Below are 24,722 nucleotides of genomic sequence, written 5' to 3' on the forward strand. Positions count from 1 at the left end.
CCCGATTCAATGACTGTATAAAACTTCGACAGCGACAAGTTGCGACCGTAAATCTTGAAGTTAGACACGAATTTTCTCTGTATTCAAAATAAAGGAATTTTTAATGAGCATTTAAATTGCTTATTAGTCCTTTGATGAAGAACGCCACACGCTTTAAACACTTTATTATTGGATCTCTTGTAACGACGAGTTTACTTGTCGGTGCCTGTGCCCCCTCTTCTGATAATACTCCAGTGGCCGTTAAACCTACGGGACCGGCTCAGCAAAATCAGGTCAAACCGACTGTGGTCGTCACGGAAGGGCATGAGATCGTTCAAGGTGGTCTTCGCAGTGACAATCTTCAAGCTGTTTACGATGATACGACTCAATCCATGACTCTTCATGGACAAATGGAAATCACGCCATTTGATGGCAGCCCCAAGGCGACATTAGATGTGGCTCTTGCTGGGACTTCCAAGGGTGATTCGCGCATCACTCTAAAACCTTATAAAGCAGACGTGCAAATTCCTGAGGGAATGAATATAGCGGCCAAAGCTACTTGCTTGGGAGATGAGGGCGACTGCGGCACTTCTTTTATCGATATCTACGTTCAGTATAAAGACCACGTTTATCGTCACCAAGTTGAAACAGTTTCGAATGAAATTGCGGCGACAAAGACCATTCCTTTGCCTTTGCATACGGACCATGAAACTGAAGCAGTTGATGAGTCTCACGAGGAAGAGGCGGCCACTGCTCCTGAACTTGATGATGACAATGAACCTATCGAAGATGATGATGACTTCGGGGCTCCGGGACAATATATTGGTGACGTTCAAAACGATTTAAAAGAGCTCTTTAATATTGAGCCTAAGAAGACACCGTCTCCTCTGAAACCGGAATCAAAAGAAGAAACAAAACCAGAAGCACCTGCAACTCCGGAACAATCTTCGCCATTGAAGCCTGCTCCGGTAAAGCCAGAACCTACAAAACCGAGCAAGCCTGCGGAACCTACGGCGCCAGCGAAGCCCGCTCCAGCTCCGGCTCCTACAAAACCAGAAATTAAAAAGCCAGAGCCAGCAAAACCTGCGACTCCGGAAAAACAAAAGCCTGTAAAGACTCCGGAGAAAACTCCAGAGAAGACGCCGCCTAAAACTCCGGAAAAACCAGCGACTCCTCCTGCGAAGGAGCCAGTTCCTGCTGCGCCTGAAAAACCGGAACAAAAAACAGAAACAGAACAAATTCCTCCAACCATCAAGGCTCCAGATGAAAAAAAGGACTCACCTATTGAATCCGATTTGAATGTCGCTAAAAAAATCATTCAAGTTATCGGCAGTATTGCCAATGGATCATTGAAAAATGCATTGAGCCTTTTTGATTTGACGAAGAAAGAAACAAAAACAGGGTTCTATCTTTCACGACCAGAACTTAAAACTTATTATGGCTCTAACGAGTTGGTTTACCTTATCCAAAAAATGGGTAAGTTTACCTTGGAAAACTTTGAGAACTACGAAGTGCGCGTCGGCGACCTTTCAAAACAAAAAGGTGGCACGATCTACACTCGTAAAAAAGGCCGAATGGTTCCAAAACATAAATCTCATAAAAATGGTTTGGATGCAGACATCAGCTACTATTTCACAGATCCCAAACACCAAGGCCAATCTGCACTTTCTACCAAAGGTAAAATTCGCGAGGACTGGGAGATTGAGAAGCAGTGGGAACTCTTTAAGATGTTCAATGAAACGAAACTCGTCGATCGTATTTTTATTCACAGAAAGCTAAAAAGAGCTCTCTGTGATCTCGCGAAAAAACGCGGCGAAGTTCAAGCGTCGACACAAGAAGGTCTGGCTTTCGAGACGCTTTGGAGACTCCAAGCCCGCCCGTCTGACCATGCCGACCACTTCCACTTGCGTGTGAAGTGTTCTTCAATACAAAGTGCCTGTGCCGCTCCGATGGCCGAACCGCCACGTCGCATGGGTTGCTTTTAATTGGTCACCCCTGGTGATTTTTACCTACCCGTAATTCTCTAACCCCATTTCCTTCGCTCTGACGTTCCCTATCTCATGGAATCAGTCTTGCAATATTTCGGTGAACACAAAACTGACACCTTGGAAAGGAAGAATCCAGATGCCAGATTGCCGAAAGAGCCTCACGTTGCTTCTTCTGTTCTCACTTTTAGTGGGAGGGCCTGCACGCGCGGTTGAAGTGGCGCCACAACTTCCGCAAAAACACATTCTTCCAAACTCTATTCAAGTGCGCATCACACCTCGCGGAAGCGAGTATTTCGGCAGCAAACTGACTCAAGTTCTTGGCAACGTCGGATTTGAAATTGATAAAGGCTATTTTCCTGCTTTCACATACACGTCACCACAACCGATTAATCCTGATGATTACGCTGGAAAAAATCCTGATGCCGTTCGCGTTTACAAACAAGTCGCGGCGCTTTTAACTCAGTGGCTGACAGGATTTTCTTTAAACCCTCACCTTCCGCAAGTCGCGATTGGTGATTCAGGTTATATTGCTGAATTTTCTCGTTTTGGTTTGATGGTCGATCCAAAATTGCTTGCGACCTTGGGACGCCCTCGTGGCGCGGTTCTCGCAATCGAAATGGAAATCAAAAAACTCACAGCGGGCGTGTCTTCGATTATCGCAACGGACTTGAACAATGATTTCTTGGGACAAGTCGGTATCGAAGAACTCATGGTGAATGCAGCTTCTGCGGAAGCTCCTCTTAAAGTTCGCATTCCGTTCTATATCAGCTTGAGTCCCGAAGGCGGACTTGAGTTTGAAGTTTTAAATGTTGAAGAAAACATTGATGCTCTGCCAATTGGCGTGCAATACAAAAAATTGATCGTTCCAACTTTCACAGTTGAGATGAATGGACGTAAATTCAACCTGAACACTTCCGAGGTGGATCGCATCTTATCTTCGGAAGCTCCGATCATGCTCAGCTCGGTCCGCAATTATCTGAAAACCTTCTCTCACGACCAGCTGCCAGAACTCTTCAATCAAAAAGCGAAAGAATTTTTGATGAAATCCCTCGAGCAAGTTTCTGACATGTCGGCCCCGGGTGATCCCGAGATTTCACCTCGCCCAGCTCTGAAACAAGGCTTAATCTTAAGAACACTGGATCAAAAAGGTTCTTTGATTATCAACCTTGATTCTTATGTCGAAGATCCATCGAACCTTAATAGCAAACCGGCGAAAAGCGCTTCGTCGCGGGGGGCTCCGAATTTTGCATTGGTTGCGCCAGAACAATATGATGTGGGTCTTGCTGTTGACCGTGCGGTTTTGAATCGTGCCATTCAATTGGGTTTTGAACGTAAGAACTTTGACGCCATGGATGTATCGGGGACAAAACTCCGTTTAACGAAGGCTCCAACAATGGATTTTGTAAAAACTCCATCCGGCGTCGTTTTGAAACCACAAGAAACCTTCTTAAAATTGAGCGTTGCCGTGGAAGCCGCTCCGGGTTCCATGTTCTTAAAGGACAAAGTTGTAATCGAATTCGATATCATTGCAAAAATCCGTCAGCTGAATGATAAGAAAACGATGGCGCTCGCTTTCTACGCCATCGACGAGAAAAGCATCAGCATGGATGACAGCTACATCTCTTGGGCCGGCCGCCTTTTTAAAGGTAAAGTGCAAAAAGAAGTTCGCGCAACGCTGCTCAAGTACACGGAAAGCTGGAAGACAGAAACAGATCGCAACGACAGTGATCTGCCTCTGCCACCGGAAATCATGGGTATACAATTAGATATTAATCGCCTCTACATGGATCCTAACGGTCACTTGATCATGTTCATGACCTATGCGGCGACTGGAGAACAAAAATGAAATCTCTCAAACTTATCATTATCAACGCGTTGACGCTGATTATTGGTTTGGGCTTATTAACAGGCTCTCTTTCTCAGCGTAGTGCCAATGCAGCTCGCTTTGAAACGATTCCGGCCTTGCAAGTGGGAGCACTTGGTAACTTTAGAGGACAATACCTCACGATTCTTTATGCCGTGGGCTCTCGTCCTTTCATCTCGACAGATGCAAGCCAGATCAATATTTCGCAGATTAAAGAATCTCGCACGATCTACATCACTGACGATGCAATGGCGACTCCGGCGGTTCAAGTGGAAAAAGAAGGCTTCCGTCCTTCTTACAACATTATCGTTTTCATTGTTTCGCCGCAGCCGAACTACAGCTGGGTGAATGCGGATGGAACGATTCCACAAGGAATGGCTTCCACGAATAATCACTTGAGTTCTTTGATCAACACTGTGAACAGAACAAACGTTGACAGCTTTGTTGCTGCCAACGGTGAAAAAGCTGTTTTGACAATCAACTTAACGAAGTAATTTAGATCGAAATGCTGGAAGCGGCGAACTGGCCGCTTTCAATCGCTCCTTGAAGAGTTCCTGCAAATCTCAAACTTGTGTGCTCTCCTGCAAATAAGAATCGGCCACCGTATTCAGGTTCACCTGCAGCTCCACGGAATTTCATATACTGACCAGGTTTAAAATAGGCCATAGATCCTTTGTTCCAAGTTCGTTGTGTCCAGTTGGCCATGACTTGTCCTTCTGGAACAACAGCTGGCAAATCTTTGTAGAACAACTGCAAATCACGAAGAGCTTCATCAGTTGCCGATGCCCCGGTTTTAAGGCCTGAATCGCCTGCGCGTTGATACGTTAACAATCCTTGAGTGCCTTCTTGCGAGCGACCGGAATCCCACAATTTTTGCGTGATGAAATTGCCCGTAAAGTTTCCAAGATTTGCCGGAGTTCCATTGCGTGGTTTTCTCCAGAACGCTTCGGTAAATGCCAACGTGCCTTTGCTTTGAGTCGCGTAACTTTGAGTTTGAATGGCTTCTTTTTTAAGATCCGAAAACTCGAGGCTATCGATCCCCTTCACATCACGCAAACAGGAGAACGGCAATGTGCAGATCACATTTTTACTTGTGAAAGTCTGACGGCCTTTGGGAGTCAAGAAGGTCATTTCAAAAACGCCTTTGCTTTCTTCAATTTCTACCAACGGCGAATTTTTTGTCACGATGGAGTCTGAAATCACACCGGCCACCCGTTGGTACAAATTGTTCATCAATTCGGAAAGGCCTCCCTCCATTCGGTAGGTACTGCGACCTGATAACAGAGAACTGCCTTCAGCATCTAGTGTCGAAAGGAAATGAAGAGCAGACTGATCTTTCGCATCGACTCCGAAGCGCGACACAGCTTGCGCTTCGATCAATGATAGAATCAAAGGATCAACTTCCGAGCGCCAAGATTCCAACAAGTCTTTCAATGAAAGTGAGTCGTAATATACAGAACGCTCGAACTGCAGGGAGTTCTTATAACTGAGCATCACATCTTGATCACGATAGAGATCTTGACGAATACGGCGGACCACAGGAGTCAACGTTGACATCCGACTCGCCAAATCTTTGACCTTATAGACGTTCTGATCGAAGGCAAAAAGATGAGCTTCAAGCCCCGCCTGCCCTTTGATTTCTTTTACTGGTAAATTGAGCTCTTTCGCTAAATCAAAAACCGCACGATGAGAGTCTTCAAAAAATTCCGCACCCATTTCTCCAACGGGTCCCTTCTCTGGGAAAAGTGTCACGGATTGAACTCGTCCACCAATACGCGAGGAGGCTTCAAAAACACGGAAAGGCACTTTGCGTTTTTTCAGAGCGAAAGCAGCTGACAATCCTGCTGCACCACCGCCCAAGATGACCACTTCATTGTTCAAGTTTCTTTTGTCGCCTGTAAAATAGCGATCCAAACTCGAACACGAACTCAACAACATTGCCGATGAACTCAACGCGGAAAGTTCTAAAAACTTTCTTCGTGAGAAAGAACTTTTTGCCATCAATCCCTCACAGGTCTAGAATGACAACACTTTGAAGCAGAATCAAATCAATCTCTCAATTTTATCGCGAATGTTTGACGAACTGGCAGAGCAAGGCTGGTCGCAAAGTCATGATTTGGTTTCGGTCGAGTGGGCGCGCAGTCTCGCCCTTCAGTGTCAAAATCTCTATGAACAGGGACGCTTTGCTCCAGCCGCAGTCGGCTTTCGACAAACGAAATCTGTTCAAACTCAAATTCGTGGAGATTCGATCTTGTGGGTTGAGGATGCGGGCGTTCCTAGTTTGCAGAACGATGTGAATGAGTTTTTACAAACGCTTCAAGATGAAATGAATCAGGCCTTGTATTTAGGACTCAAAAGATTTGAAGCCCATTTCGCTCTGTATCCGCCGGGTCGAGGATACGAAAAGCACATCGACAATCATACGGGTTTGAGTCATCGACGCATTACTTTTGTTTTTTATCTGAATGAAAATTGGCAGAAGTCCCATGGAGGGGCTTTAACTTTGTTTGATCCTCTGGAAACTCATGAAAGAATCCAGACGATTGAACCGCGCTTGGGAAATTTTATTCTTTTCCGTAGCGAACTTTTTCCGCACCAGGTGGAAGAGAGCTTTGAAACGCGCAAGAGTCTGACGGGCTGGTTTAGGGACGATGCATTATGAGATCTTTGTTTTCTGAAGTCGTATTCACACGTTTCCATGCGCGCGTGATCATCTTGATCTGCTCACTCGTGGCGGCGGTATTTGGTCTTTTAGGACCCTTCTTTCAAAAAGAATTTATCGACCTTTTGACAAACTCGAAGGGACATCTTCCGGATTTGGGTTTGAACTCACCGCTGGCTTATGTGGCTGGTGCTTTTCTCTGTGTTTTGATTGCTCAGGCTTTTTCTCAACTGACAAACTTTCTCAGCGCACGTGAAGCGCTTTATATGCAAAAAGTATTTGCCCATCGTCTGTATCAGAAAACCTTGAATCTAAAAGTCGATACCATGAGTGGGCGTCCTTTGGGTGAAATTGTTTCTCTTTACGCAACTGACGTGCAAGGTGCGACGGTTTTTTTAGATCAAACCCTTCCAGCTGGAAGCTCCACCCTGTTCCCTCTGATTCTGGCACCTTTTGCGATTTCAGTTTTATTTGATATTCCACTTTGGCCCACATTGCTCGTGATGCTGGGGATTACGGTCTTTAATTGCTTTATGGCGTTTCGCCAATCACGCTTCTTTTTTCGTTTTAAACAACTGGCGGCAGAACGTATTGGTTTGGTGAATGAATGGATTCAAAACATTCGCACCATTCGAATTTTGGGTTGGACTGTCCATTTTGAGAAAAATATTTTTGCCAAACGTGAAATCGAAACAAAGAACCGCGTTCTGATGGTGACAAATGGTCAAGTGATGAATGCGATTTCATCTTCGATCACATTTATGTTAAACGTGGTTGCCTTAGGCAGTTTGGTTTTGCACACCAAACATACTATCACCAGCGGCGAGCTTTTAGCTCTTCTTTGGATTGTGGGTATTTTCCTCACCCGCCCATTCCGGCAAATGCCTTGGTTCTTTACTTTTGCTTTTGACTCTTGGACATCGCTTCGCCGTTTGGAAGAATTCTTCGCGACCAAGAACAACCAAACTCCTGAAGAAGAAAATTGGGATAAAGAAAAAGAAAAGCTGATGCTTGCTTCTGAGAAATGGGGACTGCAGGTTCGCGGCCTGCGCTTAAGTATCGGGAAGAAGCAAATTTTAAAAGATATTTCCCTTGAGGTTGCACGAGGTGAATTTGTTGCGATCGTGGGTGAAGTGGGCGCAGGGAAATCTTTGTTGCTGCTTTCTCTCCTTGGCGAAACCGGCGCGCATTTTGAAAAATTCCATATCGAGGGCAAAAACGCGTTGGATATGACGTTGGATGAACTGCGCAGTCAGTTTGCCTATGTTCCGCAAGAAGGTTTTATCATGAGTGCGAGCTTGCGTGAGAATGTGGCATTTTTGTACGACATTGAGCCCGAACTGGATCCCCATATCGAAGAGTCATTGCGTTTAGCGCAATTTGATCTTTCCACGGAGCGCGTGGAAGATGGCTTGAGTACTGAGATTGGCGAGCGCGGCGTGAACTTATCTGGTGGTCAACGTCAGCGCGTGGGGTTAGCGCGTGTTCACTATCACAACGCGCCGATTTTACTTTTAGATGATTGCCTCAGTGCCGTTGATGTCGACACAGAAACTCGCTTGTTGGATGATTTGTTGATGGGTGCTTGGAAAGATCGCACTCGTATTTTAGTCACTCACCGTCTCAGCACTTTACCAAGAGCAGATCGTATTATCTTCCTTCAAGATGGAAAACTTTTAGATCAAGGTCGTTACGAAGAACTCCTCGCGCGAAATGCGGATTTCCGTGAATACACGTTGTCAGTTGCGAAGGAGACTGTCCATGCCTAAATCAACTTCGCCGAAATATCTATCTGATGGTGAATCAAAAAAAGAAGGTGGATACGCCAAAACCATCTATCAAACTTTGTATTTTGCATATCGCCCGTTCTTTTTAAGAATTCTGATTGCGTTGGTCTTGGGATTTTTGGGGCGTGGTTTGCTTTTGGCGAATACCAATGTGATCGGTTATTGGGTTGATAACCTGGTGGGTGTTCACAGCCCGCTCACCGGCTGGACTTCAACGCAAATGGTGTTTTTGTTGATGGGAATGGCTTTGGTTGGTTTCGCATTGACGATGTTTTTCCGCGTGAGTTTTTCGCGCTTATCAGCTCGTGCGATTTCTAGTTTCTATGACGAAGTGACTTTGCGCACGTCTCGTCTGCCGATGAGTTTTTACGACAATACGCCCGCAGGTCGTATTATCACTCGTTTTTCGAGTGACTACGGAAATATCTTCCGTTTGTTCGGCGGACCTCTGGCCGAGTTCTTGTCGATTATTTTTGATCTTTCGATGATGGTGATTTTGATCACCGTCGCAAATCCTGCTTACTTGGGTCTTGTGCTGCTTATCGGAGCGATGAACTTTATGGTTTATAAATTAAATCAGAATTCATTGCGCCGTGCTCGTCGTGATTTATCGGCCAGTCGTTCTCCAAGTATCGCGCATTTTGCTGAAACCACTCAAGGAGCGAGCACAATTCGCTCCTTCCGTCGTGAACAGTCTTTCTCCGAGCGCTTTGAACGCCTGGATGAACATTATTTGGATCAACGCTATGATACGACGAAAAAGCTTTTAAGCTTTTCATTTCAGATGAACAGCTTAACGGCGTTGTTGCTTTTGCTTACTGGTATTACGGCCTATTTTATGGTCGATAAGGGCTGGGCAACCGTGGGTTCTGTCGGCGTGGCGTTTAGCTTTATCACGCTGTCAGGAAACACGGTTCAGATGTTCTTTGAATGGTTAAGCCAATTTGAAGAAGCGATGATTGGGGTGGAGCGCTTAGATCAATATCTGCGCATGGACCTTGAAAAAGGAAATTACCTTCCGTCGGCGGCTCGCTTTGCAACGGGGCATCCGGTTTATCCCGCGCCTCTTGAAAAGTACCTGGAGACGCGCAAACTCACGGACGACCGCAATGCCTCAGTGGAAGTGTCGAATCTGTGGTTCCGTTATCGTGACGACCTGCCATGGGTATTAAAAAACGTGAACTTCCAGGTTCGCGCCGGAGAGCGTTTGGGAATCGTGGGCCGTACCGGTTCTGGTAAATCCAGTCTGATTCAGGCTTTATTTTACCTTTATCCTCTGTCGCAGGGTTCTATTTCCATCAACAATCACAATCCGCGCATGCATGATGATGACAAGGGTGTGGATTTGAATCTTTATCGCAAATCGATTTCGTTTATCTCGCAAGAGCCGATTTTATTCCAAGGGACTTTGCGCTTTAATTTGGATATCGATCAAAAGCATGAAACCGATAAGCTTATGAATGTATTAAAACAAGTCGGTTTGTTGGAGTGGGTTCAATCTCACCCCGATGGTTTAGATTTACGAATCGAAGAGCGCGGCAAGAATTTATCCCTGGGAGAGCGTCAGCTGCTATGTATGGCTCGCTGCCTCCTCCAAGATTCCCCGATTGTGATCATGGACGAGGCAACAAGTTCCGTGGATCCTCAATCCGAAGAAATCATGGTTCGCGCCACAGAGGAGTTTTTCTCTCAGCGAACTCAGATCATTATTGCCCATCGTCTGTCCACTTTGGCCAAATGCGATCGCATATTATGGTTGCAAAAGGGCGAAGTTGTCGATTTGGGTCCGACTTCAGAGGTGCTTCCTCGCTTTAAAAATACAGAACTGGTCTAAAAAATAAGTTTGCGGCTGCCGATGAAAAGGGGTATTGCTTCGGCACGCATTTATATTTTTCAACTGGGTGGCTGGGATGGATAGCAACGAACAGAACCTCGACCAAAACCAAGACGAACAAACGGTTCTGAAACTTTCCGAAACCTGGTCGGCGCTTACATCTGACGAACGTCGTGAGAAGTTCAAAGAACTTCCGCGTACGGATGCCGAAGAGCTTTTCCTCAGTCTTAAAACCCATGACCAAGCTGAATTGATTTCGGAGGCCGCTCCCCTTGAGAAGCGTTCTTGGATTCGCTTGCTTGCACCCGATGACGTGGCCGATTTGATTCAAGAAATTGGCTTAGACTCAAAAGAAGAACTTTTGTCTCTTCTTGATCCACAAACTCGTCGTGAAGTAACGGTGCTATTGGCTTATTCAGAGGACGCGGCCGGGGGCTTGATGAGCTCCCGCTTCGTACGTCTGCGCCCTGATATGACGGTGGATGAAGCGATCAGTTACATCCGCATTCAAGCTAAAACTCATGTTGAAACAATTTATTACGCTTACGTTTTGGATAATGAACAACGCCTATTAGGCGTGATCTCTTTCCGTGAATTGTTCTCGACGGCCCCTGGTAAAAAAATTAACGAGATCATGCACAAAGACGTGATCCAAGTTCCGGTTGAGATGGACCAAGAGCAAATTGGTACTCTGTTTTCTCAATTGGAATTAATGGCGATCCCGGTTGTGGATGATCAAGGCGTGATGAAAGGTATCGTCACGTTCGACGACGTGGCGACGGCGATTCAAGAAGAAGCCACAGAAGATATCCATAAAATCGGTGCCGTTGAAACTCTGGATGCTCCGTACATGAAAATCGGTTTCGGAGAGATGTTAAAAAAACGCGGTGGTTGGTTGTTGATCCTCTTCTTAGGGGAAATGTTCACTGCAACTGCAATGGCGTACTTCGAAGATGAATTGGCAAAGGCCGTTGTTCTTTCGATGTTTATTCCGTTGATCATCAGTTCGGGTGGTAACTCGGGATCTCAAGCTTCGACATTGATTATTCGTGCGATCGCCCTGCGCGAAGTTCGTTTGCGTGACTGGTGGCGTGTCCTGGGCCGTGAAGTGATGACCGGTCTGTGCTTGGGTATCGGTTTGGGTTGTATTGGTTTTATTCGTATCATGTTGTGGCCGAATCGCGAGAGCCTTTACACGGCTCACTACATGCTCGTGGCAGCGACTGTCGCGTGTAGCGTAGTTGGTGTCGTGTTGTGGGGAACAATCTCTGGTTCTATGTTGCCATTCATTCTGAAAAAAATTGGATTTGACCCGGCCTCTGCATCTGCTCCTGCGGTTGCAACACTCGTGGACGTAACAGGTCTTGTGATTTACTTCACAATGGCGAGCGCGATCTTGCATGGGGTTTTGTTGTAGGGTTGATTCGTCAATCCTAGATTCAAATCTTTTCGCCGATTAATTCTAAGGTTCTGACTGATCGGCGCTCCGCTTGCGCCGCTTGTTATTTTTCTCCAGCTGCTCTCTGTGAGAGGATTCTATATCCGTCCATGTGAGGCATTTCTGTCGGCCATCGTGGCCGTCAGAACAAGGCAAGACTTTCTATTTTTTCCTTTCTATACTTATAGCGGTTGTGTTGTGCACATAAAATCTGAAGGTTGCTTTTACGATGATCTCCGCCCGCCCAGCGAGCCATACGATGATCAACCTGAATAGCAAAAGTGCTGCCGCAGACTTTCCCCGTTTTTTCATCTTCGAACTGGCAACATAGGTCACGCTTTAAGATTTCAATCTTAGTTTTAGGTGTAAGTGTCTGATTTACTTTTTCACTAGGCGCGGTTTTAACCTCCGTCTTCTCAGCAATATATTTATCTGCAAGAACCTCAATCACAGAAGCCAATGAAAGATCCTTATGATCTTGCTGAATTTTCTGAGCTGCTAGATCCTGACATTTCATTAGTTTTTCGTATTGTTCCTTAGTGACCGTGAATTCTAAACGAACAGATTCATCCTGCTGCATTCTCTTCTTGTCGAACTCTTTAATTTCGATATCCAATACTTGCGCGAGTTCCTTTTGGCTTTCCATACTGGATTTCCCAGAAACACGCGCAACAAGGTCGGATTTAACCAGTGCGGAGACCTTCTCGCCAGTTACCCGTTCCTTTTCCTTTACCGCACGAGTGATTTCAGAAATCTTAGTGATATCCATCGATCCATTTTTTATATTCTCAGCAAGTGTCGGAACCTGATTTAAAAGATTCGCGCCTTCAATACGTCGATAGGTTGCTCGTTCAGAGTATCCAAACTTTTTAACCAAATAATCCTTCAGAGAACCGTACCCGCGAGCCAGATGAAGATCACGCCGAGACACTTCTTTGATATGCTCAAGAATAATATGCAAAATCTCGCGCTCTTGTTTCACATACGTATCCAGACTCATTTCGAGTTCATCATCACGAAGCTTAAAGAGATTTTTCATAGTTCTTCCGAATGAGATTCTTATAGCATGGGTTTTTGGAGGAGATTTTCACAGTCGGTCCTGCTGCATTTTAAAATGCTTATTTACTCTCTAAAGCGGTCGCCATTCGACGATCAAAAAGAAAATCGATTTTCAAAAAGCTAGAATGGAATTCATTGAACACCGGTCAAGTGAGAGAGTGAAAAAACTCGTCAAAGAAATTATCGTTACAATTTTTTTCATGATACTTAGCGCAAGCGGAGCGCCGGTGTTTTGTACTTGCTGAATGTGCATCAATCAATCAATCAATCAATCAATCAATCAATCGATCAAATGGATTAATGGATTAATGGATTAATGGATTAATGGATTAATGGATTAATGGATTAATGGATTAATGGATTAATGGATTAATGGATTAATGGATTAATGGATTATGACATCTGAATTGGGAGTACGGTGCAAATGTTTGCGAAGATTTTTTATGTACAGCTGTTCTCTGTGTTCGGCGGCTTACCGTCCGTGAGTGGCCTTTCTGCTGCTTATCCATGAGCAGCAGAGCGAAGTACGGTTTAAGAAATTTGGAATAGATCGAAAAAAAATATAAATCTTTCTCCTCTACTCACTTCTGACTGCCACGATGGCAGGCAGAAAGGCCCTCTCATGGACGGACCTTGCTCCTCAAACCAGAGAACAGCTGAGTACAAGAAAAACACCAATCCCATACGAACAAACCGGCGCCCCGCTTGCGCACAGCAATAGCAACTGCAATGGCAAGCTCAATAAATCCCATGCTCACAAATTAAAAACGGGAAGGTCTCCCTTCCCGCTCAAGAAATCTAACTTATAAACTTCAAACAACTAAGTCTTCATCAACCCAGCCGTCCAATCTTGGATCATAGCCAGGACTCCCTCGCGGGCATTGTCGAACTGAACACCATAGCATGCGTTCTTCTCGTTCCAGACGACATGACCCTGCACCTGCACGACTTCTTTGCCGTCCGGGCTTTGGATTTGCATTGTGACGATACCACCTTTGTCCAAGGCCGCGTCTGCGTTGAAGCTCAAACCGCCCAACGAGATTGTATTCACAGAACCCACCAGTTCACGGTCACCGACCATGACGCGGATTTCTGAACTCATTTTAAAGCGTTCGAACTTACGACGTTGTTTTGGATCGCGAGGTCTTAATACTCGCCACATCACCAGTGGAATTAACAACAATCCCGCAACCACCCCAGCTGTTGGTGGAATACCACCCGAACCAGGGCCAGTTAATACAGCTGTTGATACTAAACCGCAGCCGCCGCCCGCTGGAGCGCTCTCGGCACTCGCAACCGAACGAGTGTAATCAGGCTTATACGCTGGTTGATAAGAACCAGGCTGCGCATTTTTAGCTGCTTGAATCAGAGTCAGCGAATTAATACGAGCGCCTGACACCATATACGGCGACAGAGCTGAAACTTGATTCGCAGAACTCATGATTAATTCTTTAACTTGATAACCTGAAAGTGTCGGCTCTTCACGGATAGCTAAGGCCGCCATACCCGACACAAATGGAGTGGCCATCGATGTCCCTGACATACTTCCATATGTGCTCGCACCACCTGGCAATGTACTATTAATCCACTCGCCCGGAGCCGCTAAGTGAACTGTGTTAAATCCGTAGTTTGAAAATCCTGATAGGCGATCTGAACTTGAACTCGATGCAATCGAGATATTGCTTGGGACATCGTAGTTCGATGGATACATCGGCGTGTCGTCATTGTCGCTTGCGTAGTTACCTGCCGCCGATGCTACAAACACTCGATAGTTGTAGGCAAATGTCATCGCATCATGCAGAGCACGGCTGTAAGTAGGGCCACCCCAAGAGTTGTTGATCACGCGTGCACCGTTGTAAACGGCATAGTAGATCGCCTTGATCGCATTCGAAGTCGAACCCGAACCGTTCGCGCCCAGGAATTTCAAAGGCATGATTTGGATTTTGGATTCATCTAATGGGTTCGCGTAAATATTCAAACTTGTGCCGACCACGATACCCGCCACGTGAGTTCCGTGACCGTTTTTATCGTCGTCATTAAAGTCGGCTGTATTATTGATGAAATTCCAACCATTGATGTCGTCGACATAACCGTTGCCATCATCATCAACGCCCGGTTGACCACCTGCTTCTCTGGTATTGATCCAAAGAGCGCCCGTGCCTCCGGAAGCAGTTGGCAAAAATACGCGATGACTTTTATAAAGACCTGTGTCGATTACTGCGACGACAACTTTACCCGCTTGAGCAATTGAACTTTGCTCAGACCAAGCTGCAGCCACCTGAGTCGGCGCTGAAGATTGAGTGTAAGTTCCAGCAGCTGCGTTCACAGTCCCGGAAGCCACCATGTCGTTCAAAGACTCAACCGTAACTGAGTCCGGATCAATTTCTTCTTTATAAAAGATATAGTTGGGCTCCATATACTCAACTTCAGGGTCATTCTTAAGGCTTTCATAACCCGCTTGAGCATCGGCCCCCGCCTTCATTGAAACGTGGTACATCCCCAGAGCCGCAAAGGAAGCCTTTAAATTGACCTTTCCAGATAGCTTTTGTTGAGCAATACCAGGAGCAGCAGACGACATTTTGAATTTTACGATGTATTCGCCGGGAACGGCATTCGGAGTTTGCGCATGAGCGGAGCTCATCATTACCAATAATGAAATGATCAGAAGGCTTTGAATGCTTCTCACTTGCTCTCCTTTAAATTAGACCTTCTTCTTTTCGGTCAGAAGTCTAGCGAGGTTGAGGGTAAAAAGTGTCTCATTTTGGGAGAGTGTCATCTCTTGATGAAGCAGGCCTCGCCTGGTATTTATTAAATCCGATAAGAATCCTGAGATAGGACAGCCAGTATGAAACAGCTACAGAAAATTTTCTTGCAAGGTTTAGTGACCTTCCTTCCCGTTGCTCTGACGATCTATATCGTTTATGCCGGCATTGCGATCGTGGACAGCTTCCTCGGTGATACCCTGCGCGAGATTTTGCCGATTTACATTCCCGGTTTAGGCTTCCTTCTCACAGTCCTTTTGATCTTCTTGCTAGGTCTTTTGCTGAACAACTTGATCACGGTCGGTATCTTTCAAAAGCTGGAACAAAAGATCACACAAATTCCTCTGATCAAAGCCGTTTACAGTCCTCTTCGCGACCTGATGAATTTGTTCTCTAAGGGCGGCGGTCCAAGTGGTTTGCAAAAAGTGGTTCTCGTCGATATGGGCGAAACTGGTGTTCGCGCCATGGGACTGGTGACTCGTGAAAGTTTTAGTGATGTTCCAGGTATTGAAACTCATGCGCATGCCACTGATAGCGTGTCTGTGTATATTCCAATGAGTTACGGCCTGGGTGGGTTTACATTGCTAGTGCCACGCAATCGCATCACACCTGTGGATATTCCAATTGAAAAAGCAATGAGCCTTGCCATCACTGGCTGGGTAAAAGCTGATAAAGCGGGAGGAAACCACCATGGCTGATCTCGTGGAAAACACTCTCGGAAAAGCTCTTCGTATTAACAAAGATCTTTCACGTTATGGCGCTTTCGCTGAAATCGGCGCAGGCCAAGAAGTCGCTCGTCATTTTTTCCAAGCTGGGAAAGCTTCGCAAACGATTGCAAAAACTATCTCTGCGTACGACATGATCGTAAGTGACGACATCTATGGCAAAGAAGAGCACGGTCGTTATGTTTGTGAATCTCGACTTAAAAAAATGCTCGGTCACGAGTATGAACTTTTAATTGATCGCCTCGGCAAACACCGTGGAGCACAGTCTCGCTTCTTTGCATTTGCAAACACCGTCGCGACAGCTTCCAGTGGCAGCAATAAACAATCCCATGGCTGGATGGGAGTTCGCTTCCAAACAGAACCCGGTGGGCCTTCCAATGACATTATCCTGCATGTGCGTATGCTCGATCGTCATCGCCTGCAACAGCAAGAAGCTCTTGGCATGTTGGGGGTCAATCTTTTGTCATGTGCATTTTATGAATTGCACGATGATGAGAATTTTATCTCAAAACTGGTAGAAAATTTGAAAGACGGCCAAATCGTCATCGACGTGATCAAATTTGACGGTCCCGCTGTCAAACATTTCGATGTGCGTTTGATGAATTTGGAGTTGGTTCGCAGAGGACTGGCTGAAGCGATTCTCTTCTCTCCGAACAATGAGATCTTGAATATCTCCGACGCTGTTTATGGCAAATCGTTGCTAATTCAACGCGGGACTTTCCGTCCGGTGACGATCACACACCTTGATGTTTTGACAAAAGGTCTGGATCAAATCAAAGCCGATATTATGCACTGTGAGGGCAAAAATCTTCAGGTCCTTCCGATCATGGAACTCACGATGCACAATCTGCAAACAGATGGACACGTGAATGAGAAAGACTTCCTCGACCGTGTTGAAACTTTGACGACTTTAGGTTTCCACGTTTTGATTTCGAATTTCTTCTTGTTCTATGGTTTGAAACGCTTCCTTCGCCGGTATAATCCAAATTTCATGGCGTTGGTTGTCGGTGCCAGCCATTTGGAAAAGCTTTTCTCTGAAGAGCATTATAGAAATCTTGAAGGCGGTCTGCTTGAAGGTATGGGTAAACTCTTAGAGCAAAAAACAAAGCTCTATATTTACCCGCATAAAACTTCGCAGCTCTGTCTGACAACGAAGAGCTTCTTCCCTGCTCCGCATTTAAGACATATTTATTCTTACTTCACAGAGAACAAACAAATCGTGGATGTATCGGGCTGTGATGAAACAGATGATTATCTGCACTCAGCCGATGTGATGAAGCTTTTAGAAAACCAAGATCCCCGCTGGGAGACCTTGGTTCCTCCGAAAGTGCGCGATCTCATCAAATCAAAAAAACTCTTCGGATTGAAATAACCTGCCACTTTTCATCAGTCGCTAACCGAGTGCGCGTTCTGTGAGATATTCTACGAGACACTGAACGGGTTGGCCGTTGCCTCCGCTTGCTGTTAATGCGCCTTGAGCTTTGTCTGTCCATGCATAGACGTCCAAGTGTGCCCATTTTTTGTTTCTGACGAATTTTTGTAAGAACAGTGCCGCTGTGATCGCGCCACCGAATGAAGCTCCTGAGTTTTTGAAATCAGCAAATGGCGAAGACAAATCTCCGAAGTACTTCTCATACAAAGGCATGCGCCAGTTCAAATCACCGGTTTTTTGACCAGCAAGAGTCAATTGCGAAGCCAACGCATCGTCGTTACAGAAAAGACCTGCGATATCAGTTCCCAAACCAACTTTGATAGCACCCGTAAGAGTTGCCACGTTGATCACAACTTCTGGTTCATCGGCGCCTGTTTGTGTAACAGCGACGTCCAAAACATCTGCCAAAACCAAACGGCCTTCTGCATCTGTGTTGTCGATTTCAACTTTTAAACCATTGCGTGCTGTGATGATATCGCTTGGGCGGAATGAGTTTCCATCAACTGCATTTTCAGCCAATGCCAAATAGAAATCCAATGGACCTGGATAGTTGCTCTCTGCAGCCCAATTTGCCAAAGCAATCACGGAAGCTGCGCCCCCCATGTCTTTTTTCATCAAGCGCATCGCTGATGAAGGTTTGATATCAAGGCCACCCGTATCGAAAGTGATGCCTTTACCCACAAACGCAACGGGTTTAAGTTTTGATTTTTTAGCTGGGCGGTATTTCATGTGAACCATGCATGGACCATGAGTCGCACCCTGCCCAACTGCCGCATGAAGACCCATGCCCTCTGCTTGCAATTTTTTAGCATCCCAAACAGTGACTTTCATTGTTTTCGGGAACTGCAAAGTTTTTGTCGCCCATTCTGCGAATGTTTGTGGATTCAAAGCATTCGGAGGCAGGTTCACCAAATGGCGGGCTATATTTACAGATTTTGCACGACTGATCGCTTCTGCGATCAAAGACTTATCAAGTCCGCCCAAATTTTTCTTTAATGAGACCGCTGGAAGATCGAGCAACTGTTTGCCGTCCATAAATTGACGGAAGTTATAAGACGCCACATCCAAACCAACCAACGCACCTAAATCTTGGATTTCTTCAGTGCCATGGAATTCGATCACCACGTTTTTAAGATGATGAGCTTTGAATTGAGCCGCCAACGAACCGAATTGATCGCGAGCCCACGTGTAAGCACTTTCATCCAAAAGACCTTGATGGCCAGTGGAATTTTTCTGACGAGGGCGAAGAATCCAAACCGGCCCCTGATTCCCGATAAAATATACGAATTCTCTTTCGGATTTTTTTAGCGAGGCCAATTGCCAGCTTAAAGCCTGGGACTCTAGCAATGAATCCATTTTGTTCGCATCATCGACCCCGAGGAAATAAACGTATCCTGTTGATTCCTTCGATTTGAGGTCCTTACCCCAGGTGAAAGACTCGACCCATGATTGAAATTGAACTTTATTTGATACACGAGCAGACGCTGCTCTTTTTTTAGCCACTTTTTCCTCACTTTTCCTTTGTGATATGAGACGAAAATTCCGTAAAATCTTAATATGACGTGGACCGCGACCACAAACCTTAAATTTTGCTTACTCAATGCAGAGAACCTCTTTTTGATGATTGATGAAGCTCAAGAGATGGATCTGCACAAGATGACCGATCATCAGTGGCAGCGCATGTCGACGTCTATTTACGAAAACAAACCCCTGCAAAAGATTCGCGACACCGCCCGTGCCCTTCAAGATATCAACGCTGACATCATTATGCTCTGCGAAGTGGGCGGCATGGAGTCTCTGAATAACTTCAACCGTCACTTTATGAATGACGCTTATTCAGTTTGTTTGATTGAAGGAAACTCCGATCGCAATATCGACGTGGGATTTTTGATTCGCAAAGGCTTGCCGTTTTATTTCGACCTTTCCTCAAATAAGCATCGCCTGATTAATTATCTTTATCCGCATGAACGACTCAGCCTCAATCACGGCTATCCGGTAAAAGGTGGCAAAGTTACTACGAGTCACCGATTCTCACGTGACGTCGCCGAACTGAAACTTTTCACGCACGATAAAGATAAACCATTCATGGTGATCCTGCTCACGCATTTGAAGTCACGCCTGGATCCGGAAGGTATCGATCCAAACGGTTTTGAACGCCGCCAAGCTGAACTTAAAACTTTGCTGGAAATTTATCGCGAGATCGAAACGGCCCATCCCCAAATCCCAATTATGGTGGCGGGCGATTTCAATGGGAACGCTACCAAAGTTAATACCGATCAAGAATTCTTAGAGATCTATTCCGGAACAAGCTTATTAGATGTGTTAGAAATCAGTGGATTACCGCAGGAGCAGCGCGCCACTTTTTATCATGTGCGCAGTGGCGCTCGAACTGACGGACGACAAATTGATTTCGCATTTTTGCCACCTAACATAAGACAATATCTCAAACCCGGCTCAGCTTACGTTTACCGCTATAAGGATGAATTTGGTATGGAGCATGGTGTGCCAACCAACATGGATTCTAAGCAACGTTTGCCCTCGGACCACTACCCATTAGTGTTCGAACTTGAGAATATAAAATTACTTTAAGCGCGCCCCATTGACCGATCACAAAGTCGCCATTATCCTAGATTTCAATATGGCAATGCAAAAGACAGCTCAAGCAAATTTCCAAATTACATCCAAAGTGGTCTACGTCCCTTCGGAGTCAAAACCGGAACAGGGCTATCACTTCTTTGCTTACAAAATTTCAATCACGAATGTCGGCAACTCACCGGCACAGTTGATGAGTCGTCACTGGGTTATTACCAACGCCCTTGGGTCTAAAGAAGAAGTTCGCGGACCTGGCGTGGTCGGACTGCAACCAAAAATTCAACCCGGCCAAACTTTTGAATACGACAGCGCATGTCCCCTAACAACGAGCACGGGCAGCATGTCGGGTCGTTATTTCTTCGTAGCCGAAAGCGGCGAGAGTTTTTCCGTGGATATCCCGGAATTTTACCTTGTTGCGCCGCTTGCGCTGCATTAATTAAGCTAAAACGTCTAGTTTAATGATCTCCTGCTGGCTAAATCCCAAAAGGCCATGTTAAACCTTGCCCGATTTTCAGGGAGGGTCGCACAAATGAATGCCTTTAAAAGCCTGCTGCAATTTCTTAGCTTCGGCAAAAAAGAAGAGACAGTTTTGTGCATGATGCTTTCTGAACAAGAAGGTGCTGAAATCTGGATTGATGGTGTGAAAACACCGTATGTAAGCCCTCACCTCTGTCGTATTCCGAAAAATCGTGATGTGAACGTAGAGTTCAAACTGATTGGGCATGAGACGCATCAAGCATGGATTCGCAGTGGGAGCAATCTGACCTATTACTATTGCCAACTTACGCGCATCCCTCTTAGACTTGTCGTCGATGAAGACGCACGCGCTATCTCTTTATAGAAAAACCGATCGACTTATTATTCGTTACTTCGAGTTGCATGATTATGACAACTGGATGCAAGCGCACTCCAGTATGCGTGAACCACAAAACGAATGGGATGAAACCAATTGGGATGAATCAGAGCTCACTTTAAAAAAATATAAAGAGTTTCTAAAAAAACAAACCCACCTCCGTGCCCAAGATAAATTCTATGAATTTGGTATTTTTCGCAAAGACGATGGTTTGCTTGTGGGCTCCGCTCACTTGATGGATCTTTCGCGCGGAATATTTCAAAATGCTTATTTAGGTTATCGCATCTACAACACTCACTGGGGTCAGGGATATGCAACAGAGGCTTGCAAAGCTGCTCTGGCGATTGCCTTTAAAGATCTCAATCTTCATCGTGTAGAAGCTGGAATTGCTCCTAAAAATCGTCGTTCGATTCGCGTGGCAAAAGCCATTGGTATGCGCAAAGAGGGACTCAGCGCCCGCCGGATTTTTTCAAACGGCAAGTGGGTCGATCTTGTGTTGTACGCCGCAACCTCCGAAGATTTTGGTATTAAGTATAGATTCTCGCAGAAGTGAAACAATCTAGACCCGTTTCCCCTGCGGGTTTTATGAACCCTGACAACAACATCAAAGTTTTCTAGAACATGCCTCATGAGGTGATCAGAATAGAACTCAAGATCAACCTTATAAGGAGGATGCCATGGAGGCTTCTAGAGATATCATGAATGATGTTAATACCACTACTCGCAAAGCTGCTCACGATCTTAAGGGCTCAATGCAAGAGGCCCGCAGTTCGTTGAAAGAAGCTTTCAACGATCGTTATGAATCCGTTCGTCGCCAAGCAGGCGAAGCTCTAAGTACATCTGAGGAGTTCGTAAAAGAACATCCAATCAGTACAGTTCTTGGCGCTTGCGCAGTTGGCTTTATCGCCGGCGCTTTGCTTCGCCGCCGTCACTAACCACCATCCTGAGCAGAGGACCTTGTTGCTGGGGACCTCTGCTTAACTTTCAAAATATATATTTTAAAAGGACACCTCTATGTTGAAATGGATTCTTAGCGCTCTGTCGCTCGTTTTTGGATACAAAATTAGAACCATTGACATCAAAGGCATCGCCTCTGAAGTCATCGATGATGCGATCTTCATGGCAAGAAAACCAGCGGCCATGATGCTTTTAGGAATTTGCTCCATTCTTTTTTTCTGCGGAGGAGCGTTCGTTGCTATCTTCGATGCCACTCGCCAATATGATACGACAGGAACTGTCGCAGGAACCGCCACTCTGTGGACCGGTGCGGGTATCGCCATGGTTTTTGCAGTGGCTTACGTGTGGGCCTTTTTAGTTGCCTGGCCTGGAGCACGAAAACATGCTCACAAAGTTCAAGAAGTCAGAGCCCAAGCCAAGAAAGACACCGTGGGATTGGATCAAGCGATTTCAACTTTCATTATGGATGTCGTGGAAGAGCGCAGAGCTGATCGCGCAATGGCGAGAGAAGCCCGAGCGAATGCTTACGCCAAAGCTTCTCATACGGAGAAAAGAAAAACTCCGCCTGAGGATGAGCCACCTAGGGGCTTCGCATAAAGGTCTTCCAGCCTTTTCCATCACGCTGGTAGATATAGCGTTCATGGAGACGACCGGTTAGACCGAACCAGAATTCGATTTCAAAAGGTTCCACTCGCCACCCTCCCCAATGAGGAGGACGTGGAACTTCTTGTCCATCGAATTGTTTTTCAAATTCTTGCACACGACGAGTGAGATAGTCGTGATTTGGAATTTCTTCGCTTTGATTAGAAGCCCAAGCACCAATTTGGCTCAGGCGCGCGCGTGTCTTGAAGTAGGCATCGCTTTCTGCCGAAGATATTTTCTTTGCAGTCCCAGTGATACGGATTTGTTGCCACAAAACCGGCCAATGGAAATTCAAACAAACATTCGGGTTGTCTTCGATGTCGAGACCCTTGTGACTTTTATAGTTTCCAAAAAAAACAAAACCTTCTTGCGAGATCTCTTTTAGATAGACGATTCTCACAGAGGGCATACCTTCTGCTCCAACAGTTGCAAGCGACATCGCGTTTGCCTCTGGGACTTGTTTTTCCACCGCTTCTTTCATCAAGCGGTGGAAATGATCAAAAGGGCTTTGTTTTAGATCGATCATTATTTTTTAGCTTTTGCAGCTTTAACGATGTCGATCAATTCCACTTCAAATACAAGAACTGAATTTGGTGGAATGCCTGGACGACCAGAAGGACCGTAAGCAAGCTCAGGCGGGATGAAAAGCTTAGCTTTGCCGCCAACTTTCATCAATTGAAGAGCTTCTGTCCAACCTGGGATAACGCCACCAACTGGGAATTCAGCTGGTTGACCACGGTCGTATGAAGAGTCGAACTGTTCGCCGTTAGTCAAAGTACCTTTGTAGTGAACTTTAACTGTGTCGTCTTTAGAAGGGCTTGCGCCTGTGCCTTCTTTTTCAACGATGTATTGCAAACCAGAAGCTGTCGTTTTTACGTTTGCTTCAGATTTGTTTTTCTCAAGAAACTCTTTGCCTTTTTTCGCGTTGGCGTCAGCAGCTTCTTGTTGTTTTTTCATCGCCATTTCTTGAAGTTTCATCATCGCAGCTTGCATGTCTTCTTTAGACATTTCGTTTTTGCCTTGAGAAGCATCTTTCAACGCTTGAGCCAAAGCATCAGCATCGAAGTCGATGTTTTGTTGTTTCAAGTTACCACCGATTTGTTGACCGATAGCGTAGCTTGCTTTCTTGATGTCTGTATCAAGCTTTTTCTTAGTACAAGCTGTGAATGCGAAGGCAGTGATAACAAGGCCTCCGATAATAATTCTGTTCATTGATGTCTCCCTCTAAAGGTTGTTTATATATTGTTGACCAAATTATCTTGCGCCGTTTTGTTGGTTTTTCAAATAGATAATGCGGGTCGACAATCTAAGAAAAGATGGACTCGTGGGATAAAAAAAAGTCCCCGCGGGTACGGAGACTTTCATATTAAAATACTTTAATAAGAATGCGTGATTCTTAAGAAGGCTTGCTCGTTTTTTCCTTCTCTTCTTGCTCTTGATTCAAAGGCTTTTCCTGATTCTGAGCGATTTGGCTGTTCACTTCGCGAGCATCTTGTTGAGGGTCTTCGCTGATTCCTTTTTTAAATCCACGGATAGCCTCACCCAATGAGCGTCCCAAATTGGGAAGTTTGCTTGGGCCAAATAGAAGAAGTGCGATGCCGCCGATCAATAGAATTTCTGTCCAACCTAGATTCATGATTTCTCCTTATTCTGGACTACAACTATCATAAGCCCTATTGCGCGGCAACAAAAGCCCATGCAAAATAAAAGAAAGGGGAAGTCTATGTACAGTCTCGTCTTGATACTGCTTTTAACGCCACCTCAGGCTCAAGCTAAGTCGCCTAACGTCAATATTTATGAACAGGCCGCCGATGATGAAAAAACTCAGAGTTTTTCAGCGAAAGTCCGCGTTGTTCGGGAAATTTCAGACGAAACCGAGGTCTTTTTTGAGGGCGATAAAGCCAAAGGTGCCTACACCCTTCCTCACGGTGGAAATCATGCCACGATGCTTAAAGCATTGGAAGCTTCCAAGAAAGCCAATGGTCCTGCGGTCTCCGTCACTGCCGATGCTGATAAACGCATCAAGTCTGTGGAGTTGAAACAACAATCCGAAGGCTATGTCCCACCGACAGATTCAAAACAAGCTTGGGATATTGAAAAAGCCGCTGCGAGCGTTCAGCAAAAGTAGCCTCGATTCATCTTGCGTTG

The 24,722-nt window shown here is 45.6% G+C and carries 23 protein-coding genes; 16 read left to right on the forward strand and 7 right to left on the reverse strand.

What is annotated here, in order from left to right; all coding sequences use genetic code 11:
* Positions 1 to 134: 134 nt before the first annotated feature.
* The 3 genes from ACLWOR_RS00745 (at position 135) to ACLWOR_RS00755 (ending at position 4,325) form a co-directional block, all read left to right on the forward strand.
* Positions 135 to 1,964, forward strand: a complete 1,830-nt coding sequence (locus ACLWOR_RS00745) for a penicillin-insensitive murein endopeptidase (protein WP_413938745.1) — start codon at positions 135 to 137, stop codon at positions 1,962 to 1,964.
* Between the two features lie 139 nt (positions 1,965 to 2,103).
* On the forward strand, positions 2,104 to 3,813 hold the full coding sequence (locus ACLWOR_RS00750; protein WP_413938746.1) for a hypothetical protein: 1,710 nt from the start codon (positions 2,104 to 2,106) through the stop codon (positions 3,811 to 3,813).
* Positions 3,810 to 4,325 carry a hypothetical protein gene (locus tag ACLWOR_RS00755; protein ID WP_413938747.1) on the forward strand — a complete coding sequence of 172 codons (516 nt, stop codon included), beginning with the start codon at positions 3,810 to 3,812 and terminating at the stop codon, positions 4,323 to 4,325. Before ACLWOR_RS00750 ends, ACLWOR_RS00755 begins: the two co-directional genes overlap by 4 nt.
* Before the next feature lies 1 nt (position 4,326).
* Here the strand turns inward: ACLWOR_RS00755 and ACLWOR_RS00760 are convergent, their stop codons facing one another.
* Entirely contained in the window at positions 4,327 to 5,832 is a 1,506-nt protein-coding gene (locus ACLWOR_RS00760; protein WP_413938748.1) for a flavin monoamine oxidase family protein, read from the reverse strand.
* Between the two features lie 31 nt (positions 5,833 to 5,863).
* Between ACLWOR_RS00760 and ACLWOR_RS00765 the strand changes: the two genes are divergently transcribed.
* The 4 genes from ACLWOR_RS00765 (at position 5,864) to mgtE (ending at position 11,531) form a co-directional block, all read left to right on the forward strand.
* Positions 5,864 to 6,493, forward strand: a complete 630-nt coding sequence (locus ACLWOR_RS00765; RefSeq protein ID WP_413938749.1) for a 2OG-Fe(II) oxygenase — start codon at positions 5,864 to 5,866, stop codon at positions 6,491 to 6,493.
* Positions 6,490 to 8,262, forward strand: a complete 1,773-nt coding sequence (locus ACLWOR_RS00770) for an ABC transporter ATP-binding protein (protein ID WP_413938750.1) — start codon at positions 6,490 to 6,492, stop codon at positions 8,260 to 8,262. Before ACLWOR_RS00765 ends, ACLWOR_RS00770 begins: the two co-directional genes overlap by 4 nt.
* Positions 8,255 to 10,114 (forward strand): ABC transporter ATP-binding protein, encoded by a 1,860-nt coding sequence (locus tag ACLWOR_RS00775; RefSeq protein WP_413938751.1) that lies wholly within the window; start codon positions 8,255 to 8,257, stop codon positions 10,112 to 10,114. The genes ACLWOR_RS00770 and ACLWOR_RS00775 overlap by 8 nt, the downstream gene beginning before the upstream one ends.
* A gap of 76 nt (positions 10,115 to 10,190) precedes the next feature.
* On the forward strand, positions 10,191 to 11,531 hold the full coding sequence (gene mgtE, locus ACLWOR_RS00780; RefSeq protein WP_413938752.1) for a magnesium transporter: 1,341 nt from the start codon (positions 10,191 to 10,193) through the stop codon (positions 11,529 to 11,531).
* Between the two features lie 163 nt (positions 11,532 to 11,694).
* Here the strand turns inward: mgtE and ACLWOR_RS00785 are convergent, their stop codons facing one another.
* A complete protein-coding gene (locus ACLWOR_RS00785) occupies positions 11,695 to 12,591 on the reverse strand; it encodes an HNH endonuclease (RefSeq protein WP_413938753.1) in 897 nt (298 codons plus the stop codon).
* 840 nt (positions 12,592 to 13,431) lie between these two features.
* Entirely contained in the window at positions 13,432 to 15,297 is a 1,866-nt protein-coding gene (locus ACLWOR_RS00790; RefSeq protein ID WP_413938754.1) for a S8 family serine peptidase, read from the reverse strand.
* Between the two features lie 159 nt (positions 15,298 to 15,456).
* On the opposite strand from ACLWOR_RS00790, the gene ACLWOR_RS00795 reads away from it, so the two are divergent.
* Both ACLWOR_RS00795 and ACLWOR_RS00800 read left to right on the forward strand, forming a co-directional pair.
* Positions 15,457 to 16,071, forward strand: a complete 615-nt coding sequence (locus ACLWOR_RS00795) for a DUF502 domain-containing protein (protein ID WP_413938755.1) — start codon at positions 15,457 to 15,459, stop codon at positions 16,069 to 16,071.
* Positions 16,064 to 17,470 (forward strand): hypothetical protein, encoded by a 1,407-nt coding sequence (locus tag ACLWOR_RS00800; RefSeq protein ID WP_413938756.1) that lies wholly within the window; start codon positions 16,064 to 16,066, stop codon positions 17,468 to 17,470. Before ACLWOR_RS00795 ends, ACLWOR_RS00800 begins: the two co-directional genes overlap by 8 nt.
* Positions 17,471 to 17,491: 21 nt before the next feature.
* On the opposite strand, the gene ACLWOR_RS00805 is transcribed toward ACLWOR_RS00800, so the two are convergent.
* The gene (locus ACLWOR_RS00805; RefSeq protein WP_413938757.1) at positions 17,492 to 19,033 is read right to left on the reverse strand and encodes a leucyl aminopeptidase family protein; all 1,542 of its coding nucleotides are present in this window, start codon (positions 19,031 to 19,033) and stop codon (positions 17,492 to 17,494) included.
* Positions 19,034 to 19,087: 54 nt separating this feature from the next.
* On the opposite strand from ACLWOR_RS00805, the gene ACLWOR_RS00810 reads away from it, so the two are divergent.
* The 6 genes from ACLWOR_RS00810 (at position 19,088) to ACLWOR_RS00835 (ending at position 22,529) form a co-directional block, all read left to right on the forward strand.
* On the forward strand, positions 19,088 to 20,119 hold the full coding sequence (locus ACLWOR_RS00810; RefSeq protein WP_413938758.1) for an endonuclease/exonuclease/phosphatase family protein: 1,032 nt from the start codon (positions 19,088 to 19,090) through the stop codon (positions 20,117 to 20,119).
* Positions 20,120 to 20,168: 49 nt separating this feature from the next.
* On the forward strand, positions 20,169 to 20,558 hold the full coding sequence (apaG, locus tag ACLWOR_RS00815; protein WP_413938759.1) for a Co2+/Mg2+ efflux protein ApaG: 390 nt from the start codon (positions 20,169 to 20,171) through the stop codon (positions 20,556 to 20,558).
* A 93-nt stretch (positions 20,559 to 20,651) separates the two neighbouring features.
* Positions 20,652 to 20,963, forward strand: coding sequence for a hypothetical protein (locus ACLWOR_RS00820; RefSeq protein ID WP_413938760.1), 312 nt, complete (start codon positions 20,652 to 20,654; stop codon positions 20,961 to 20,963).
* Positions 20,935 to 21,528 carry a GNAT family N-acetyltransferase gene (locus ACLWOR_RS00825; RefSeq protein ID WP_413938761.1) on the forward strand — a complete coding sequence of 198 codons (594 nt, stop codon included), beginning with the start codon at positions 20,935 to 20,937 and terminating at the stop codon, positions 21,526 to 21,528. Before ACLWOR_RS00820 ends, ACLWOR_RS00825 begins: the two co-directional genes overlap by 29 nt.
* 124 nt (positions 21,529 to 21,652) lie before the next feature.
* Positions 21,653 to 21,910 (forward strand): DUF883 family protein, encoded by a 258-nt coding sequence (locus tag ACLWOR_RS00830; RefSeq protein ID WP_413938762.1) that lies wholly within the window; start codon positions 21,653 to 21,655, stop codon positions 21,908 to 21,910.
* Positions 21,911 to 21,989: 79 nt separating this feature from the next.
* Positions 21,990 to 22,529 carry a hypothetical protein gene (locus tag ACLWOR_RS00835; protein ID WP_413938763.1) on the forward strand — a complete coding sequence of 180 codons (540 nt, stop codon included), beginning with the start codon at positions 21,990 to 21,992 and terminating at the stop codon, positions 22,527 to 22,529.
* Here ACLWOR_RS00835 and pdxH read toward each other — a convergent pair.
* The 3 genes from pdxH to ACLWOR_RS00850 form a co-directional block, all read right to left on the reverse strand.
* Complete coding sequence (gene pdxH / locus ACLWOR_RS00840) at positions 22,513 to 23,100, reverse strand: pyridoxamine 5'-phosphate oxidase (RefSeq protein ID WP_413938764.1); 588 nt, start codon at positions 23,098 to 23,100, stop codon at positions 22,513 to 22,515. The genes ACLWOR_RS00835 and pdxH overlap by 17 nt on opposite strands.
* On the reverse strand, positions 23,100 to 23,786 hold the full coding sequence (locus ACLWOR_RS00845; RefSeq protein ID WP_413938765.1) for an FKBP-type peptidyl-prolyl cis-trans isomerase: 687 nt from the start codon (positions 23,784 to 23,786) through the stop codon (positions 23,100 to 23,102). Before ACLWOR_RS00845 ends, pdxH begins: the two co-directional genes overlap by 1 nt.
* 184 nt (positions 23,787 to 23,970) lie before the next feature.
* Entirely contained in the window at positions 23,971 to 24,210 is a 240-nt protein-coding gene (locus tag ACLWOR_RS00850; protein WP_413938766.1) for a twin-arginine translocase TatA/TatE family subunit, read from the reverse strand.
* Positions 24,211 to 24,297: 87 nt separating this feature from the next.
* Between ACLWOR_RS00850 and ACLWOR_RS00855 the strand changes: the two genes are divergently transcribed.
* Positions 24,298 to 24,702: a hypothetical protein gene (locus ACLWOR_RS00855; protein ID WP_413938767.1), complete on the forward strand. Its 405-nt coding sequence runs from the start codon at positions 24,298 to 24,300 to the stop codon at positions 24,700 to 24,702.
* Positions 24,703 to 24,722: the final 20 nt, after the last annotated feature.

The organism is Bdellovibrio sp. HCB2-146 (assembly GCF_047345725.1).
Taxonomy (GTDB): domain Bacteria; phylum Bdellovibrionota; class Bdellovibrionia; order Bdellovibrionales; family Bdellovibrionaceae; genus Bdellovibrio.

Coding starts and splice junctions, on each gene's coding strand:
- ACLWOR_RS00775 (WP_413938751.1), top strand. CDS start 8,255: ATGCCTAAATCAACTTCGCCGAAATATCTATCTGATGGTGAATCAAAA.
- ACLWOR_RS00830 (WP_413938762.1), top strand. CDS start 21,653: ATGGAGGCTTCTAGAGATATCATGAATGATGTTAATACCACTACTCGC.
- ACLWOR_RS00850 (WP_413938766.1), bottom strand. CDS start 24,210: ATGAATCTAGGTTGGACAGAAATTCTATTGATCGGCGGCATCGCACTT.
- ACLWOR_RS00810 (WP_413938758.1), top strand. CDS start 19,088: ATGACGTGGACCGCGACCACAAACCTTAAATTTTGCTTACTCAATGCA.
- ACLWOR_RS00750 (WP_413938746.1), top strand. CDS start 2,104: ATGCCAGATTGCCGAAAGAGCCTCACGTTGCTTCTTCTGTTCTCACTT.
- ACLWOR_RS00755 (WP_413938747.1), top strand. CDS start 3,810: ATGAAATCTCTCAAACTTATCATTATCAACGCGTTGACGCTGATTATT.
- mgtE (WP_413938752.1), top strand. CDS start 10,191: ATGGATAGCAACGAACAGAACCTCGACCAAAACCAAGACGAACAAACG.
- apaG (WP_413938759.1), top strand. CDS start 20,169: ATGGCAATGCAAAAGACAGCTCAAGCAAATTTCCAAATTACATCCAAA.
- ACLWOR_RS00795 (WP_413938755.1), top strand. CDS start 15,457: ATGAAACAGCTACAGAAAATTTTCTTGCAAGGTTTAGTGACCTTCCTT.
- ACLWOR_RS00800 (WP_413938756.1), top strand. CDS start 16,064: ATGGCTGATCTCGTGGAAAACACTCTCGGAAAAGCTCTTCGTATTAAC.
- ACLWOR_RS00760 (WP_413938748.1), bottom strand. CDS start 5,832: ATGGCAAAAAGTTCTTTCTCACGAAGAAAGTTTTTAGAACTTTCCGCG.
- ACLWOR_RS00855 (WP_413938767.1), top strand. CDS start 24,298: ATGTACAGTCTCGTCTTGATACTGCTTTTAACGCCACCTCAGGCTCAA.
- pdxH (WP_413938764.1), bottom strand. CDS start 23,100: ATGATCGATCTAAAACAAAGCCCTTTTGATCATTTCCACCGCTTGATG.
- ACLWOR_RS00835 (WP_413938763.1), top strand. CDS start 21,990: ATGTTGAAATGGATTCTTAGCGCTCTGTCGCTCGTTTTTGGATACAAA.
- ACLWOR_RS00770 (WP_413938750.1), top strand. CDS start 6,490: ATGAGATCTTTGTTTTCTGAAGTCGTATTCACACGTTTCCATGCGCGC.
- ACLWOR_RS00820 (WP_413938760.1), top strand. CDS start 20,652: ATGAATGCCTTTAAAAGCCTGCTGCAATTTCTTAGCTTCGGCAAAAAA.
- ACLWOR_RS00745 (WP_413938745.1), top strand. CDS start 135: ATGAAGAACGCCACACGCTTTAAACACTTTATTATTGGATCTCTTGTA.
- ACLWOR_RS00825 (WP_413938761.1), top strand. CDS start 20,935: ATGAAGACGCACGCGCTATCTCTTTATAGAAAAACCGATCGACTTATT.
- ACLWOR_RS00845 (WP_413938765.1), bottom strand. CDS start 23,786: ATGAACAGAATTATTATCGGAGGCCTTGTTATCACTGCCTTCGCATTC.
- ACLWOR_RS00785 (WP_413938753.1), bottom strand. CDS start 12,591: ATGAAAAATCTCTTTAAGCTTCGTGATGATGAACTCGAAATGAGTCTG.